Origin of the sequence: Mucilaginibacter galii (genome assembly GCF_014635825.1) — a bacterium.
Classification (GTDB): Bacteria; Bacteroidota; Bacteroidia; order Sphingobacteriales; family Sphingobacteriaceae; genus Mucilaginibacter; species Mucilaginibacter galii.
On record NZ_BMDO01000001.1, the window covers coordinates 653,069 to 670,750 of the forward strand.

General features: G+C 45.6%; 10 protein-coding genes. 7 read left to right on the forward strand and 3 right to left on the reverse strand.

Features of this window, described 5'->3' with window-relative positions; genetic code table 11:
- Positions 1–72 precede the first annotated feature (72 nt).
- The 7 genes from IEV61_RS02870 (at position 73) to IEV61_RS02900 (ending at position 11,210) form a co-directional block, all read left to right on the forward strand.
- Positions 73–939 carry a DUF58 domain-containing protein gene (locus tag IEV61_RS02870; protein ID WP_229747011.1) on the forward strand — a complete coding sequence of 289 codons (867 nt, stop codon included), beginning with the start codon at positions 73–75 and terminating at the stop codon, positions 937–939.
- A 121-nt stretch (positions 940–1,060) separates the two neighbouring features.
- On the forward strand, positions 1,061–2,599 hold the full coding sequence (locus IEV61_RS02875) for a BatA domain-containing protein (protein ID WP_188413596.1): 1,539 nt from the start codon (positions 1,061–1,063) through the stop codon (positions 2,597–2,599).
- Positions 2,596–4,710 carry a hypothetical protein gene (locus IEV61_RS02880; RefSeq protein WP_188413597.1) on the forward strand — a complete coding sequence of 705 codons (2,115 nt, stop codon included), beginning with the start codon at positions 2,596–2,598 and terminating at the stop codon, positions 4,708–4,710. The genes IEV61_RS02875 and IEV61_RS02880 overlap by 4 nt, the downstream gene beginning before the upstream one ends.
- Before the next feature lie 9 nt (positions 4,711–4,719).
- On the forward strand, positions 4,720–6,504 hold the full coding sequence (locus tag IEV61_RS02885; RefSeq protein ID WP_188413598.1) for a hypothetical protein: 1,785 nt from the start codon (positions 4,720–4,722) through the stop codon (positions 6,502–6,504).
- Positions 6,505–6,559: 55 nt separating this feature from the next.
- On the forward strand, positions 6,560–8,197 hold the full coding sequence (locus IEV61_RS02890; RefSeq protein ID WP_188413599.1) for a TldD/PmbA family protein: 1,638 nt from the start codon (positions 6,560–6,562) through the stop codon (positions 8,195–8,197).
- A 7-nt stretch (positions 8,198–8,204) separates the two neighbouring features.
- On the forward strand, positions 8,205–9,536 hold the full coding sequence (locus IEV61_RS02895; protein ID WP_188413600.1) for a TldD/PmbA family protein: 1,332 nt from the start codon (positions 8,205–8,207) through the stop codon (positions 9,534–9,536).
- Positions 9,537–9,770: 234 nt separating this feature from the next.
- Complete coding sequence (locus IEV61_RS02900; protein WP_188413601.1) at positions 9,771–11,210, forward strand: hypothetical protein; 1,440 nt, start codon at positions 9,771–9,773, stop codon at positions 11,208–11,210.
- Between the two features lie 91 nt (positions 11,211–11,301).
- On the opposite strand, the gene IEV61_RS02905 is transcribed toward IEV61_RS02900, so the two are convergent.
- The 3 genes from IEV61_RS02905 to IEV61_RS02915 form a co-directional block, all read right to left on the reverse strand.
- On the reverse strand, positions 11,302–13,752 hold the full coding sequence (locus IEV61_RS02905) for a beta-galactosidase (protein ID WP_188413602.1): 2,451 nt from the start codon (positions 13,750–13,752) through the stop codon (positions 11,302–11,304).
- Positions 13,742–16,663, reverse strand: a complete 2,922-nt coding sequence (locus IEV61_RS02910; protein WP_229747012.1) for an exo-beta-1,4-galactosidase — start codon at positions 16,661–16,663, stop codon at positions 13,742–13,744. The genes IEV61_RS02905 and IEV61_RS02910 overlap by 11 nt, the downstream gene beginning before the upstream one ends.
- A gap of 291 nt (positions 16,664–16,954) precedes the next feature.
- Entirely contained in the window at positions 16,955–17,545 is a 591-nt protein-coding gene (locus IEV61_RS02915) for a sigma-70 family RNA polymerase sigma factor (protein ID WP_188413603.1), read from the reverse strand.
- Positions 17,546–17,682: the final 137 nt, after the last annotated feature.

Genomic DNA, 17,682 nt, shown 5'->3' on the forward strand with positions numbered 1-17,682 from the left:
TTGCTGCCCGACCTCAAAACCCCGCTCCCCGCACCTATAAATCCCCGCACCTCAAACCCCCGCTCCCCGAATATGCTCGACCCTAAAGTACTCATGACCATAAAAAACCTGCCCTTACTGGCTAAAACGGTAATTGATGGGTTTATGAATGGCTTTAATAAAAGTACCGTAAAAGGCCCCGGGCTGGAGTTTAGCCAATATCGCAGCTACCAACCGGGCGATGATTTGCGCTGGCTGGACTGGCGCATGTATGCCCGAAGCGACCGCTACTACATCCGCGAATCGGAGATAGAAACCAGCATCTCCGTGCGTTTTTTGGTAGATGCCAGTGCTTCGATGAATCATGATGATGGTACGCTCACCAAAATTGAATATGCACGTTTTTTGGCAGCATCATTGGCTTACCTGGCCAATTTACAGGGAGATGCCGTAGGCTTATATGTATTTAACGATAGCGGATTATTTTCGCTGGCTTCGCGGCCCGATCCGCAGCATTTAAAGCGGTTCTATCATCAGTTAGAGAACATTAAGCCGGCAGGCACATTTACCCAGTCGGTGCATTACAAAGAGTTATTTGCAGGCAGCGGCCGAAAAGAACTGCTGGTTTTCATTACCGATATGTACCAGCCCGAGGGCGAGATCATGAAACTGTTGGACTCGCTGGCGGCATTAAGGCATGAGATCATAGTGTTTCAGCTGATGGGCCAAAACGAACTTGACTTTGATTTTAAAGGCTATTCCTCTTTACAAGACCTGGAAACCGGGGAAGTAGTACAAGTAGGCCCGCAAGCCAAACAACAGTATAAAGAAGCTTTAGAAAAACATCAGCAAGAGATTAAAATGCAGCTATTAGGTAAACACATTATCCACCGCATGCTCAACACCAGTGAACCGCTGGATGTGGCGTTGAGAGACTTTTTAGTGCAAAGGAATAAATAGCCCCTCCCCAGCCCTCCCCGGGAGGGAGGGAGTTAAGAAAAGAAAAATGAGGAACACACAATCAAACAGCAAAATTGCAAATCAAAAGTCCTCCCTCCCGGGGAGAATTTAGGAGGGGCTTATGTTTCAATTTTTAAACCCCATATGGTTCTTTGGTGCCGCCGCGTTACTTATACCGGTGCTGTTACACTTATGGAATATCCGTTCGGGCAAGGTATTAAAAGTAGGCAGCATTTCGCTCATAGATGCCGCTTCGCGCAAAAGTAGCCGCAGCTTTAAGCTGTTAGATATACCCTTGTTTATATTGCGTTGCTTGTTGCTGTTAATACTGGCCTTGTTGCTGGCACTGCCGGTATGGCAAAAGAAAATGGAAGTAGCTAAGGTGAAAGGCTGGGTAATTTTCCCCAAAGAAACTTTTACCAGTACTTATCAAACCTTCAAACCAACTATCGATTCATTGACCAAAGCAGGTTACGAGTTCCATTATTTTAATCCGGGCTTTGCCAAATCCAACTTGACAAAAATTTTTCTGAACGCTAAAGATTCCCTAAAAACCCCACTCTCCGCTCCCAAAAACACGCAACATAACTACTGGGATTTGGTAAAGGAACTGAACAGTAAAGTATCCTCTACACTTCCGGTTTATGTATTTACTCCCAATCAGGCTACATACTTTCAGGGCAGCAAACCACAGGTAGCTTTAAACCTGCACTGGCAAACCTATACTCCGGCCGATTCTGCCGTCACTTACATTCAAGATGCCTGGTTTACACCTTCGGGTGATGTGCGGGTAGTACAAGGCGCCAGTAAACCCTCGGGCACTACGTATACCTACAGTAATTTGCGGGCGAAGGATAAGGCAAATACCACGTTCAATATTAACACTACTGAAGGTAAAGCCCAGATCAGCTTAGCGGGCGGTAAGCAGGAAGCTGTAACTGTAGATACCGCTGTGCAAAGCTTAATTATTTATGCTGACAATAACACTACCGACGCCTTCTATCTCAAAGCAGCATTACAAGCCGTAGTACAGTTTAACCAAAGGCAAACTGTCGTTAAAACTGTAAGTAATCCAGCACAAATTCCGGCAAATACTTCATGGTTATTCTGGTTGTCTGATAAACCACTAAGTAAAGCAGCAAGCAAGAACTGCAAAAACATCCTAACCTACCAAAGCGGCAAACCTGCTACTGTAAGTAGCTGGATGAGTAATGCAGGGCAGTTTGCCACGGCTTTGCCAGATCAGGAGAAGGTGAATCTTTATAAGAGCATTGCCGCAAACCCAATTTACATATCTGTTTGGAATGATGGTTTTGGCAACATGCTTTTAGGCTTGCAACATAGCGGCACACAGCGCATTTACCATTACTACAGCCGCTTTAACCCGGCTTGGAACAATTTAGTTTGGAGCGATGCTTTCCCTGCATGGATGCTAAAACTGCTGAATAAACCTTCGGGACTTGATACCTCGCCGTATGATAAACGTGTCTTAACGGCACAGCAATACCTGCCGCAAAACATTACCCAAACACATACCGCAGCAACTACCAAGCCGTTCGAAAATAAAAGCCTGACCCGTTATTTCTGGCTGACGTTGATCATTGTTTTTGCGGCCGAACGCTGGCTGGCTCATCGCACACCTAAAACTTTAAGCGCATGATGGTACAGGAAGGGGCACAAAAAATACAGGCCTTACGCCAACGGTGGATTAGCCTGCAACTACTTACCGATACTTTAAAGGCAGCAGGTATAGCCATACTGGTGGGCTGTATACTGCATTATTTATTGGGGCTATCTATGTGGTGGGCACTTGGCGTTTTCATTATAGCTTGCATCGTTATATTTGCAATTAACCACCCCTGGAAGCTAACACTGCAAAGCGTTTGCAGCAGCTTAAACCTGCATTATCCGCAACTGGAAGAAAGCAGCGAGTTGGTACTCAAACCAGTAGCAAGTCTCAATTTATTAGAGCAGTTGCAGCTACATAAGGTTGAGCAGGCTTTACAAACCGTTCCTGCACAACCGCCGGGCTTTAATGCCCGGCTGCAAAAAGCCAGTCTATTTTTGCTGTTGACACTCGCCGCCAGCCTGGCCATCGCTAAAACACATCAACGCTGGAACCTTAGCAAACCCAGCCAACACAACAACGCTGTCACGAACGGTTCAACCAATGCCCCACCCGAAAAAACACTACCCCAAGTAGATGGCGTTGCGCTCACCATCACACCGCCTGCCTACACCGGCAAAGGCCAGCGCACGCAGGATAAGTTTACCATTATGGCCGAAGAAGGCGCTGTTGCAACGTGGAAGATAACCACCAACGTACCCATTGGCAAGACATGGCTAATTTTTAACGGGCACGAACGCATGCCGCTTACAGGTGCAAATGCTACTGAATGGCATGCAAGCAAAGCAATTAGTAAACCGGGCTTTTACCAGGTAAGTATTGACGGCAAACTATCCGACCTTTATCAAATACAGGTCATTAAAGATGCCCTGCCGGTTATCCGTATTAAAACGCCTAAACAGTATACACATATTGATGCCGGAGAAGCGCAGCGAGTTACCATCAATACGACCGTTACCGATGATTACGGCCTTAGCGACGCGCATATTTTTGCTACGGTAGCCAAGGGCAGCGGCGAAGCAGTTAAGTTTAAGGATACCTCCTTTGCTTTTAATACACCTGTTACTGGTGGAAAAACCTACAATCTTCAACGCACCATCGACCTGCCTAAATTAGGTATGGAACCGGGCGATGAGCTGTACTTTTACATACAGGCGCAAGATAATCATCAGCAAAAAACACGTACCGATGTACTGATCGTATCTATCCAGGATACCGCTCAGTTATTAAGTATGGATGGCATTGTGGCGGCCGCCAACATTAAACCCGAATTTTTCCGCAGCGAGCGCCAGATCATTCTTGATACCGAGAAATTATTGAAAGATAAAGACAGCATCAGTGCAACTGTATTCAAAAACCGTTGTAACGATGTAGGAGCCGACCAAAAAATGCTGCGCCTGCGTTATGGTAAGTTTTTAGGCGAAGAAGATGAAAGCGGACAAGAAGCCGATGGCAACGAAGATGTAGGCAAAGCCGAAAACTTTGGTAACGCCAAGGTGGTAATGGATGCCTATACCGATAAGCACGACAATGCCGAAGATGCCACCTTTTTAGAACCCGCCGCCAAAGCACAACTCAAAGCCACCCTGAACGAAATGTGGAAGGCCGAACTGCGCCTGCGCCTTTATAAACCACAGGAAGCATTGCCATTTGAATATAAAGCTCTGCGCCTGTTAAAAGATTTGCAGCAAAAATCACGTTCTTTCGTGGCTAAAACCAGCTACAACCCGCCACCTACTAAGCCCGAAAAGCGTTTGAGCGGTGATCTGAGCAAAATTGGTCAGCCAATTAACAGCCAAAATGCCAAAGCACCTGCCGATCAATTTGTAAGTCTCAAAAAAGCGGCAATGGTATTAGAACAATCCAGACATCAGGCTATCAGCCCTGCCGATAAACAGGTATTGCAAATTGCAGCACAGCAACTGGCCGCAAAAGCCACCGCCCAGCCCGGTACTTACCTTAAAGCGGTGAGCGCTATACGCCGCATACTGGCTACCCCTGCATCAATAAGAAATGCCGACCGTGCCGTGGTAGAAAAAGCTATACAGGCAAGCCTGCCGGGCAGTAAAACAACACCATCGCCGATGGCTTCATCGCCCGATATGGGCCTGGGCCAGCGGTATTATAAAAATTTAAACCGGTAACGAATCATAATGAACTGGACACTATCGGTTATCATCATTTGTATCATCCTCCTACTGCTATTCGGCTGGCAGGAAATTAAACGCGCTGATCGCCGACGTTTAAGCTGGCGCTTGCTGGCTATAGTTTTGGCCGTTGCGGCACTGGCCTGCCTTGCACTGCCTTTAAGCTACCGCGGACAAATCCCTGTGGCAGATCAAAGTACTGGCATACTCCTGACCGAAGGTTTTAATAAAGACAGCATACCCGTCGGTTCACCTGTATTTACCTTAGATAAAGCCATTCAAAAAAACTACGCAAAAGCACAATTGATAAACAGTCTGCAAGAACTCACTAACCGCAAACCTGCCCTTAAACAGATTAAAATACTGGGTTACGGCTTGGAAGATTATGAGCTAAAGCAGTTAAAAAATATACCCGTAAGCTATACCCCCGCACCCGCACCCAGCGGCATACAAAGCATTAGCTGGCCCGCCAAGCTCAAAACTGGTGAAGCCCTAAACCTGCAAGGCAAGTTCAAGAACAATGAGGGTAGCCCTGTAAAACTAATATTAAAAGGGTTGAACACCACGCTCGACTCCGTAATCATCCCCTCAGGCAAAACCAGCAACTTTCAGTTAGCCGCATTGCCTAAGCTAACCGGGCGCGTGGTTTACCAGCTCCTTTCCTTATCGGGTAAAGATACCTTAGCCAACGAAAGTATCCCATTAGAGATCGAGCCTACTAAACCTATAAAAGTATTATTGTTAAGCGCATCTCCCAATTTTGAAGACCGCTTTCTGAAGAACTGGCTGGGCGAAAACGGCTATGCCGTGGCTGCGCGTGCCAGCATTAGCAAGGATAAAGCAAGCGAGGAATATTTCAACCTCGAAAAGCTGAACCTGCAACACATTACTACTACCCTGCTCGATAAATTTGATGTAATAATTGGCGATTTATCAGCCTTAAAATCACTGACCCCTGCCGAGGGCGGTGCGCTTAAGCAACAGGTAACGCAGAAAGGCTTGGGTGTAATTATCAGGGCCGATAGCTCGGGCAAGGCGGCTTCCTGGTTGCAAAGCAGTTTTCCGGTGAATACCGTGGCTGTTAAAGAACAGCTTTCGGTACCCCTCATATTGCAAAATAGCAAAACCAAAACCGCGCGCTTAAACATCGACCCAACTTACATCGGCTACCGCAACAACACGCAAAGCTTAGTGACCGATGCTCAAAACCACGAGCTGGCCGCTACCACGTTGGCAGGTGCCGGAAAACTGGTATTCACTACACTTAACCACACCTACACCTGGATGCTGGCCGGTAACAAGCAAGACTATGCCTCGCTTTGGTCGCTGCTCATCAATCAATCGGCACGCAAGCTACCACCTTCAGATAACTGGAAAGTGGATTCCCCTTTTCCAAACGTTAATGAGCCGGTAATCTTAACACTGCAAAGTTCGGTAGCACCTTCAAGTATTGCTATTAATGACCAACCGGTATCCCCAGCGCAAAATGCGGCTACACCCTATGAGTGGCAAAGCACTTACTTTCCTCAAAAAACCGGCTGGCAACAAGCCAAATGGGGAGGTAGAGGCCAAGCGTGGTGGTATGTAAACACAAAAAAGAGCTGGTCAAGCCTAAAAAAATTAAAAAAAGCAGCAACTACCCATATTTTCGTCGCTAATCAGTCACAAAAAGACACTGTAACAAAACAAATACAGCAAAAGGTCAAAATTGAGGTATCAAAAATCTGGTTTTATTTAATTTTATTGGCATCTTGTACATTCTTATGGGTAGAACGCAAGTTTACTACCTAAAACACTCGCAAAACTAAACTCAAACTATAACTAATTACTAAAGGAGGATTAAACCTTGAAACGTAGAAATTTTATTTATCTGTCGGGCGTGGGTGCCGGCGCTATCATGCTACCCAACCTGCCGGCCTTTGGTACGCCCATTGATCCGCTGCAGTCGTTAGAGCAGGTAGATGCACGCATTAAAAAAGAACTGGCCGATGTAGCACTAAACACTGCCAAATCTAAAGGGGCAACCTACGCCGACGTGCGTATTGGCCGCTACCTTAATCAAGCCGTAGTAACCCGCGAAACCCGCGTATTGAACGTGGCTAATGCCGAAAGTTACGGTGTAGGTATCCGGGTAATTGTGAACGGCTGCTGGGGCTTTGCCGCTACCAACAACGTAACCAAAGACGGCATGGCCAAAACCGCCGAACGTGCCGTGGCTGTAGCCAAGGCCAACAGCAAAATTGGCGGTACCCCGGTACAACTGGCCGAGCAAAAAGGCTATGGCGAGGTAACCTGGAAAACCCCTATCGAGAAAAATGCTTTCGAGATTCCTATCAAAGAAAAAGTAGACCTGCTGATGTCGGTTAATGGCGCGGCCTTGGCTGGCGGGGCAAACTTTGTAAACTCTACCATACTGGCTATTAATGAGCAAAAGTATTTCGCGTCAACTGATGGTTCTTACATAGATCAGGACATTCACCGCCTTTACCCTAATTTCAGCGTAACCAAAATTGATTCGGCCAAGGGCGCCTTTGAAACCCGCGGCAGTTTAAGTTCGCCAGTGGGTATGGGTTACGAGTACTTAATCCCATCAGAATCTGAAAAAGTACAGGGCATTGTAACCCGTTACAAAAACCGGTACGATATGCTGGAAGATGTAAAGAATGCCACTAAAAATGCGGCCGAAAAAGTAGCATCAAAATCGGTTGAGCCGGGCAAATATGACCTGGTGCTCGATCCTTCGCACTTGTGGCTAACCATTCACGAATCGGTGGCTCACCCTACCGAGTTAGACCGCGTATTGGGTTACGAAGCCAATTATGCGGGTACCAGTTTCCTATCGTTAGATAAACTAAAATCGGGCACCTTCAAATTTGGCAGCCCTAACATGAACGTAATGGCCGATAAGAACCAAAAAGGTTCGTTAGGTGCCGTTGGTTATGATGACGAGGGTGTTAAACCTAAAGAATGGGACATTGTAAAAGATGGTGTGCTCACCAACTTCCAGGCCATTCGTGACCAGGCACATATGATCGGGCTGAAAGAGTCGCAAGGCTGCTGCTACGCCCAAACCTGGGCCGATGTACAATTTCAGCGGATGCCTAACGTAAGTTTACGTCCCGGCAAAACGCCTTTGAGCGTTGATGATATGATCAAAAAAGTAGAAAAAGGTATTTACATTATTGGTGATGGCTCTTTTTCTATCGATCAGCAGCGTTATAACTTCCAGTTTGGCGGTAAACTGTTCTACGAAATTAAGGATGGTAAAATTGTAGGTATGTTGAACGATGTAGCCTACCAGGCCACCAACCAAGAGTTCTGGAACTCGCTTACCGCCGTTTGCGACGAGCGCGATTACCGTTTAGGCGGCGCTTTCAACGATGGTAAAGGCCAGCCTGGCCAGTCGAACGCGGTATCGCACGGCTCGTCTACTGCGCTGTTCAAGGGAGTTAATGTAATCAATACTAAAAGAAGAATCGGATAATTACGATATGCCAATACTTAGCAAAGAAGAAGCACAGTCTTTATTAAAGAAGGTGCTCAATTATTCAAAAGCCGATGCCTGCGAAATTAGTTTAGGCGGCAGTGAGGGTGGTAACATTCGCTATGCGTTAAACGCTGTGTCTACCGCGGGCGATATAGGCACCCTGAGTTTAGCCGTAAGTTCAACCTTCGGGCAAAAAACCGGCACAGCCACCATTAACGAGTTCGATGATGCCTCGTTAGAAAAAGTAGTGCGCCGTTCGGAAGAATTAGCGCAACTGGCCCCGGCCAACCCGGAATATATGCCACCTTTAGGTCCGCAAACGTTTAAGGAGGCTATTACCTACAATGCAAACACGGCTGCCATGACGCCAGAAAGCCGTGCCGACCTGGTAGCTAAAAGTTTACAGGTAACCAAGGAAGCCAAGTTAAGCGCCGCAGGATTTTTAGAGAACTCTACCGACTTTAGAGCGGTAATGAACTCTAAGGGCATGTTTGCCTACAATAAATCAACTGATGTTACCTTCTCGGTAACTACCCGTAATGCCGAGGGTACAGGCTCAGGATACGCTTCTCGTGGCTTTACCGATGCATCAAAATTAGATACCTATTCGGCTACCAAAATTGCTACGCAAAAAGCGTTAAGCTCTGTTGGTGCACGCGCCATTGAGCCCGGCAAATACACCGTTATATTGGAGCCAATTGCGGCTACCTACATGATGGAAAACATGTTCAGGTTTGATGCCCGCAGCGCTGATGAAGGCCGCAGCTTTTTAAGCAAAAAAGGTGGTGGCACTCGATTAGGCGAAAAACTGCTGGACGAAAAAGTGACCATCTACTCCGATCCTTTTAACCCGGAACTACCCTCAGGTACATGGAACGGTGACGGAATGCCTTTAGAAAAGACGATGTGGTTTGATAAAGGCGTGGTAAAAAACCTGAGTTACTCGCGCTACTGGGCGCAAAAGAAAGGTGTACAACCACAGCCCGGCCCAAGCAACATTATTATGGAAGGTGGCACCATGAGCCTTGATGAGATGATCAAAAGCACCGAGCGCGGCATTTTGGTTACCCGCCTTTGGTACATACGTATGGTTGACCCGCAGGTGTTGGCCCTTACCGGCTTAACCCGCGATGGTACGTTTTACATCGAAAACGGAAAAATCAAATTCCCGATCAAAAACATGCGTTTTAACGAAAGTCCTATTATTATGCTCAATAACGTAGAAGCCTTAGGTAAACCCGAACGCGCCATTAGCGTAGAAAGCTATCGCAGTTACCTCATCCCACCGATGAAGATACGCGACTTTACGTTCTCGTCATTATCAGACGCGGTGTAGATCGGCAAAGCTTCATTGCAAGGAACGAAGCAATAACGGAGTTTTTTATAACAAAGAAGCCGTCTCATAAGAAATTATGAGACGGCTTCTTTGTTTCTGTTGAGTGCCTGCATAAGTATTTGTATTTCCTCCAATTAAGCGAGGTAATAGGGTAATTATACCCTTACATAAAGGGTAAAACATGCCGAATAACCGCGTAACTATCCCCCGATATTTATGGTAAATCAAAATCTTATGCAACACAAAAACTTATTACGCCTCGTGCTACTGATGCTGCCGGCATTGTTTACCGCACATTCGCTCTTTGCTCAAAACGTTTCTTATGGAGGGGACAGTACACTCACCATAACTTATGATATGGCCACAAAAACCATAGATATTAGCAACAAGAAGAAATTTAAGAAGTTAACCAGGAACGACTTTTACCAGATCAAAGTAAAAAACATTAACCAAAGCCTGTACAAAGTATCTTTTCAGTCGGTCGACACTGTGATTAGCAAAGCCCTGCAAACACCAACCTTTGGTAACTTTGAAATTGACGCCATCACCAAACTCATAGGCGGTTTAAGTCCGCTTTCGACTTCTATTGTTAAAAGTCAATATCAAATGGAAGAATTATACAGTAGTATGGAGGGCTTGAAAACGATGGCTAAAGCTCCCCTAAATAAGAGCATTAAGCCACAATTAGAACGGCATCAAAATTTACTTAAAAACTATCTTTCAAATCTTCAACACATAAAAGCAAGTATAGATTTAATTCAATTATCGGTATACCAGTTTGAGTTAAATGCGCTGCTACTAGATACTCACAACAATTGCAAACCCACCACTGATTATTGTACAGCTTTGCAAGATATTTTAGCGATCAGAAGAGATATTGATGGATTAAATGCACAGCTAAAAGCATCGCAAAAAGAATATTTGTCTTTTTCGGAGGTAAATGCCAATGATATTGAGAAAGACTATGCAGATGTCGATAAGGAGGTCAAAGCAGCCTACACCGGATTAATTACAGCAACCGCCGAAACACTGGCTGCTATTAACGCTGATAAAACGAGGGAACTGCTTTCGCGTATGCTTATTGCTCAGAACAACAGCGCTACCGAGTACACTACCTTCCCTATTCAATTTACGGTCGAGCGTGCCAAGATCAGTCTTATTGTTAGTCCACGAAAAGACGACTATTTGCTGCAAACCTATACATCCAACCTGATGATTCCGTTCGTTCAAAAAAGCTATACGGCCGTGGGTATCTCTTTTTATGGCGCCGGTTTACACGACGAGGTTTACTCAACACTGGGCACACCGGTGAACGATTCGGTGACCAATTACACTCTGGTGAATGAGAACGCAAGTAAACAAGAAATTGGTGTGGCGGCTTTACTACGTTTCGGCACCAAATTAGATGATAAAGAATTTTACGGAATACATGCAAGCATTGGCTCGGGCATTTCGATTTCAACAAAGGTTAAACCACGTATGCTGTTAGGTGCTGGCCTCTCCTTTGGAAAAATGCATATGTTTACTGTAGATGGAGGCCTTATAGCCGGCTATGTTGACCGGTTGAGCGCCGCCGCTAACGAACGGGCAGTGTACGTAAAACCTGAACCCGTTATGGTATCCAAACTAAAGGCCGGAGGCTTCATTTCTTTTGGCTACCTGTTTCGACTGTAAAATTGTTCTTCTTTTGAATTGTTAACGGAATTTTAAACAGATCAACCGTGGTAGAAGCATTAAGCTGATACTACGGTTGATCCGTTATGTTTTACCACGATATAACGGCCTTATACCAATTAATTACTTTGGCTCCTTTAAGTTCGGCAATGCCTGTCTTCATGGCTGGCTTAACACGGTCTTCAAAGTAAATTTGACGTTCGGCGGTTAGCGGCACTACCTGCAATAAGAACTTGCGTTGCTTTTGCTGATCCAGGCTGGTTTGCATGGTTTTACCAAAATTAAAATCATCGTTCACCAGTTTACCGTTTTCGTAAAGCGAACCGGTATCACCGGTGTAGTTAATATCAAGAACACTGTTAACGGAGGTTGCAGGCACGCTTATTTCCCAATACTGAGCCCCGACAACAGGTGTTAGGTTGGTTTGGTACTGCGGGCCCGGACTGGCCGGTGTGTTTTTGCTGTTACGGTCGTCTAAAGGCAATTGAGTGTCATGGTTAAGGTAATTGCTGATATCTTTAACCGGCTTGACCGTAACATTTGTAGTTTGAGCAGGCATCCTGATGCTAAAGCGGCTAAACTGTCCATCCGTAGCCCGTTGATAAATCGATTGGCCTGGTAACCCCTTCAACGCCGGGTAAACGCTTAGGGAAATAGCAGGATTGCCTGCCGATTGTAAGGTTATCGCATGTGCTGAAAACGTAAGATCTTGCTTGGAAATAACCAAACACTCCTTATCGTTTATGTTACCTTTCCAACTGTTTAACGCCTGCTCCTGCGTTAGGGTTAGTATTTTAACCTGCTTACCGTTGCGCAGTTTTAATGTAGTTACACAACCTGTTCCGGGTTTAATTGAGGTGAGTGTGTAGCTATCGCCACTGGCACTTAAACCGGCTTGCAACGGCAGTATTTTATCAATATAGTTCTTCTCAAATACATACTCCGGCCTTACGCCATTAGGAGCAAAAAACACATAGGTAGGTATATCACCCGCAATTACCATCAGCGGCTGCACGGTGGCATACTTTAAATTGCAACCATCTATATCCATATTAAAAGGCAAGATGGCCTGTGTACCCGATGGTACACTCAATGGTCTTTCTGGGAATTTTATATTTTGCGCACCGGGCAATTTAAAATCAAACTGTACACCCGGCTGGTGTTTAATATTAACCTGCCTTTGAAAATTGCTGATGAACACAAAACCACTTTTCTCTTTAGAACGAACGGCGAAACGCAAGGTGGTACTATCTGCCGCACTTGTAGGTTTTACATTGGCAAAAGTTGGATAGTACTGAACCAGCCTTTCGCCAAAGTTGTTCAAAAAGCTGTGCAGCACCTTAAAGCCCCGGTAAGATGAACGTATTTGGCCGTACTGACCAATAGGCGCCTGGAAATCGTAACTAATGATGGGATAATCATTAGGGTAATTAGTGGCCTTTGATTCTTGCAGGGTAGTGAGTTTACCTATAGGATCGCTGCCGCCATGAAACATATAATAGCCCATTAAATTAGCGCCGGCACCTATTTTAACATAGGCTATGGCCGTTACGTCATCAGCGGCTATAACAGGCCGACGGTGATAAGTGACTTGTATGCCGCCACCCATTTCAGCAGTGGCGTATGGGTAAAGGTAGCCTTTGTAGCCGGTGGTATCTTCCTGGTGTTTGCCCAGCAGGTCGCTACCTATGCCTGGGTCGCTGCGCAGGAGGCTGAACAGGTAATTTTCTGATAGTGGTATTTTGGCGGTACGCTTATCCCACGGCGCTTCGGGGTAACCGCCCCATACCGGCACCAGTTCGGTTTGTTTGAGGTTGGAGCCGGGCCAGCCCGTGGCGGTGTAAAAGGGCACATCCATTCCCGCCTTAACCGCCATCTGTTTCAGGGTGAGGATATGCTCTAAACCTGCTGGGTTATTAAAGCGGTATTCGTTCTCTATTTGTGCGCCGATAATAGGGCCACCATCTTTAAAATACAAGCCTTTGGTTTGACCGGCAATGGCATTAAAAAGCTTTTGTACCGAAGCCAAATACCCCGGATTGTTTTTGCGCATGTTGCCACGTTTCACAATCCAATCGGGAAAAGCACCGTTGCGTACCTCGCCATGGCACCAGGGACCAATACGGGCTACCACGAAAACGTTATGTTTTTTACAAAGCTCCAGAAATGCACGAAAATCATTATTGCCTTCCCAGTTAAACTTCCCCTCCTCTTCTTCATGGTAGATCCAGAACACATAAGTAGCAATTACATCTATCCCGGCGGCTTTCATCTTCAGGATAGATTCTTCCCAGCGCTGCTTAGGATAGCGCGAAAAGTGGAATTCGCCCATCACGGGGTACCAGGGTTTACCATCCTTAGTAAAATACAGGCTATTGGCATCTACCGTATGGCCTGCCGCGTTGGCATGAGTTCCTAATTTAAGGTGACCCGAAACAATGGGCGCTTGCGTTTTACTGATATCCGCAGTGTAGACCTGCCCAACTGCGGTTTTAAATAATAAACTACCGCAGGCAGCTAACAGCCAAAGTTTATTTCTCATTGGTTTTAGGCTTGTTTTGATTGGAATTTGGTTTCAACTCGTCGGGGCTATCCTTGGTGTAGGTATTGAACTGGTATTTTGACGGACTAACCAAAATATCTTTCACCACGTCAAAGCTTACTTCGCCGGTGGGGTTAAATTTATCGCTGTCCATATACTGTATCAGGCTATTGAACAACTGCCTTGCGGCCGGTTTATCGGCCCCGATAGCAGGATTCAGATTAGCGCTCGACACAATGAGCTTACCCTTGCCTACCCTAACTTCCAATATTAATCCTAAACGACGGTTCAAAAACCAGGTATCTATAGGCTGCACCAGGGGCTTAAAGCCTGCCGGAAAATCTTCAAGTATCATGACCTGCGAGCGGTTGGCAATTTCCCACCATTGCAGATCGCTGTGAAAATCTGTAGGAAAAGCAGCAAATGCCGGACTTTTTGATTGAATAAGCATACCCGTAACGTGCGGCGGACGCATTTTGAACCAGGATGTATTCCAGAAAACCGGCAAGAAATACATAGAAACCTCTTTACCTTTTACCACCTGACCGGCTGCATTAAAGAATACCTTACCGCCTTTATCCAGAATCGATTTGGCTTTCTCATCAAATACCGTGGTGTAGTAAACCTCCGATTTTGGCTCTTCCATTTTAGCGGGGTAAACCCAAACATTCCAATCGTTGGCAAAGGTGGTATTGGCAATTGTTACTTCTATATTCAGTTTACTTGCTTTGGCGATGCCGGTGAGCGGGAACTTAATAGTACCTACCGGGATACCATTGCCGTTTTCTACCGTTTTCTTATTGAAAACACCTTTAGCTAAAATGGCACCCTCTTCGTTTTTAATGGTCCAGTTAAATACAGCGTTAGATAATGGTGCTGCACCTGAATGTTCTACTTCAATGCCGGCCTCTAAGGTTTCGTTATTGGTGTACACAAATTTAGGCAACCGGGCCAGGGGCACGGTGGTATTGCAAAACCGCGCGTATTCTTTTGGGCTGATGTAGCCTTTCTCTTTAAAAAACGCATTAAGCACGCCTACCAAAGCCGTTCCCTGACCAGGAAAATCCTGCAGACCCAGTAACTGGAAGCCTGCATAATTGGGCGTACGTAAGGTTTTTTCTATCTCATTCTTATAGCAAAGCACCTGCAATTTACCCGATGCCATCAAAAAATCATGAGCCTGATCGGCCATGCCCTGGTCTTTTAAATCTTCCTGGAATAACTCAAAGTTACGGGCACGGTAAACGCCTGTATATTCTTTAATCTCTGTAAAATCGGGAAACACACACCATTGTCCCATTTCATGCGCTACAAAGGGTACGCTGAACTTGGCAATGCCGGCGCTAAAATCCGACATGGATTCAGGGCGTTTATCCCAATCTAAACCGCGAACGCCTCCGCGCACCTGGTACTCGGCATTAGGCACTACAGGCCAGCTACCCCCTACCGACATGCCTGTATATACCCGGCGGGTGTCTTTCTTTTTCCAGTAGTCAATAAACGCATTAAGGTATTGCACCTGGTTGCCCGCAGGCTCGTTACCGGCCGATAGCATGGTGAACGACGCGTAATTGCCATACCTTTTGGCCATGCGGTTGGTTTCGTCATACAAAAACTGGTCAATAGGTAACCCTCTGCCTATAGATACACCATGATTAGGCCAGCTTGGGCCTTCGGGTTGCAGGTAAAAGCCGGTTAAGTCGGCGGCTATAAATGCTTCTTCGGGCGGGCACCAGGAGTGAAAACGCATGTGGTTTAAGCCGTGTGCCCTGGCAACGTTAAATATCCGTTTCCATTCACTAACCGTAGTAGCCGGGTAGCCCGTAAGCGGAAACTCACAGTTGTTAACCGTTCCGCGTAAAAATACCGGACGGCCATTTATTAAAAACTGCGTGCCTTTAATGGTAAACTCGCGCATACCAAACTGCGTGTGCTGCTGGTTCATCGTTTGTCCGTTGGCAACCAGACCTGCTGTTAAATCATATAACGCAGGCGAAAATTCGTCCCAGGTTTGCATGCCTTTGCCCATGGGCAGTGTAACCTCCAGTTGCTGGTGGCTGCCTGCGGCGAGGTTGTAAGCCATTTTAACAACGGCCGTTTGATGCACTATTTTGATGTTGAAACTTTTGGCAGATAATTCCACCTGCCCGCTCATCTTACTTTTACTATTGTTTTGAATTAGCAGTTTTACCTTGGCGGTCTTGCTTTTCAAATCTGGATATACCTGCACATCTTCCAGGTAAACCTGTGCTGTGGCGTTGAGCTGCATTTTGCCGATAATGCCGTTCCAGTTACCCTGTGTATGGTCGGTAACGCTGTGTGAATCGGGCCCAACGTTGATCTCTTTAATGCGGTTATCTATACGGATAGAAATACGGTGCGTTCCGGGCGAAAGCAATGCCGTGAGGTCATACTCATGCGGTGCTACCAGGCTGTTTTGCATACCGGCTTCCTGCCCGTCTACCCAAACCCGGGTTTGAATATGCGCACGCTCTAAAAACAAAACCACACGCTTACCCGCCCAGGTTTTAGGAATAGTTACCTCGCGCTGGTACCAGGCAGCGCCTACATAATGCTTTGCCGGGGTTAACCAAAACGGAATTTTAATATTGCCCGGTTTGCGGTACTTGGCTAAATGCGGGTTAAAGTAAAACGAGCTATCGTAAATACTGCCGGTCCATTTGGTTTGCAGGGTAATATCATCACCCTTTAGATTTTGAGCCATAGAGCCCGGCAGTTTAATTTGGTCATCCAGCTTTTGCAGGTACCATTTTTCGGTAATGCCTTTGTCGTCGCGGTCAATTTTAAATTGCCATACACCTTGTAAAGAGATGGTAGTGGCGGGTTCTTTAAAAGCCGAGAGCATTACAAAGCAGGCTAAAGTCCAGAAACTGAAAAGTATTTTACGCATAATAATATTATAGGTCTTGATGGTTCTACAGGTTAATGTACGTGCTGTTCAAAGTCATACCCTTAAACATACCTGTGGCTAAGTTAAGGGCATTTTGTAAAACAACTGCAATGCACCATCCTGTACAGTAAGGGAAAAGTAAGGCATTCAATATACGTGTAAGTGTACGATAGTACCTTAAAGTATCTATTGGTAGTAAGAATATTCGATGTAATTACCTCGGAACAAGTGTCATAACAACACTTAAATACCCGGTTAAACGCTTGCCAATAGAAGCCGGCAAGCCAAATTTTACTTTAAGAGAAAAGTAAATAAAACGCAGATCGAAAAGAGGATATCTTTCATATTACCCCTGATGGATTGCAGTGCATGGGTGAGCTGGTTTTCAACCGTGCGTTTATTGATGCCTAATTTTTGGGCAATTTCAAAATTGGTATAGTGGTGCATGCGGCTCAGCAAAAAGATCTCTTTACACCGTAACGGCAGCAACTGCAAATGGCTGTTTAACCGCAATTCAAGTTCCTTGTAAGCAATACTTTTATCGGCCGTATTGTAATCGTACGCATCGTAGCTTTCGGTAACCGTTTCCATATAAACAACCGGGGTATGCTTATGCTTTTTCAGGTAGGCAAACACCTGGTAACGGGTGGCCGCTTTAAAATATTTGTCAAACTCTTTAATTTCTAAATGCCTTTTCCTGTTCCAAATGTTCAGAAACAGATCGTGCACTACCTCTTCACTGGCTTGTTCATCATGTAAATACTTCAAAGCAGTATTGTACATTTTTAGCCAATAACGTTCATATAATGCAGTGAATGCACGATAATCATCAGTTAAAATTAAGTTCCAGAGTTCGGCGTCGCTTAGGGAGCTGAGTGCCATATTATAATTGGTTATAAAGTTAAAACTACGGGTAAAAAAGCATATTGCAAAATTATTATTGCAATCGATTGCAATAATAATTTTCAAACTCCATGTGTGTGCGTCATATCTATCATCCTCTATACAGATGTAAACCA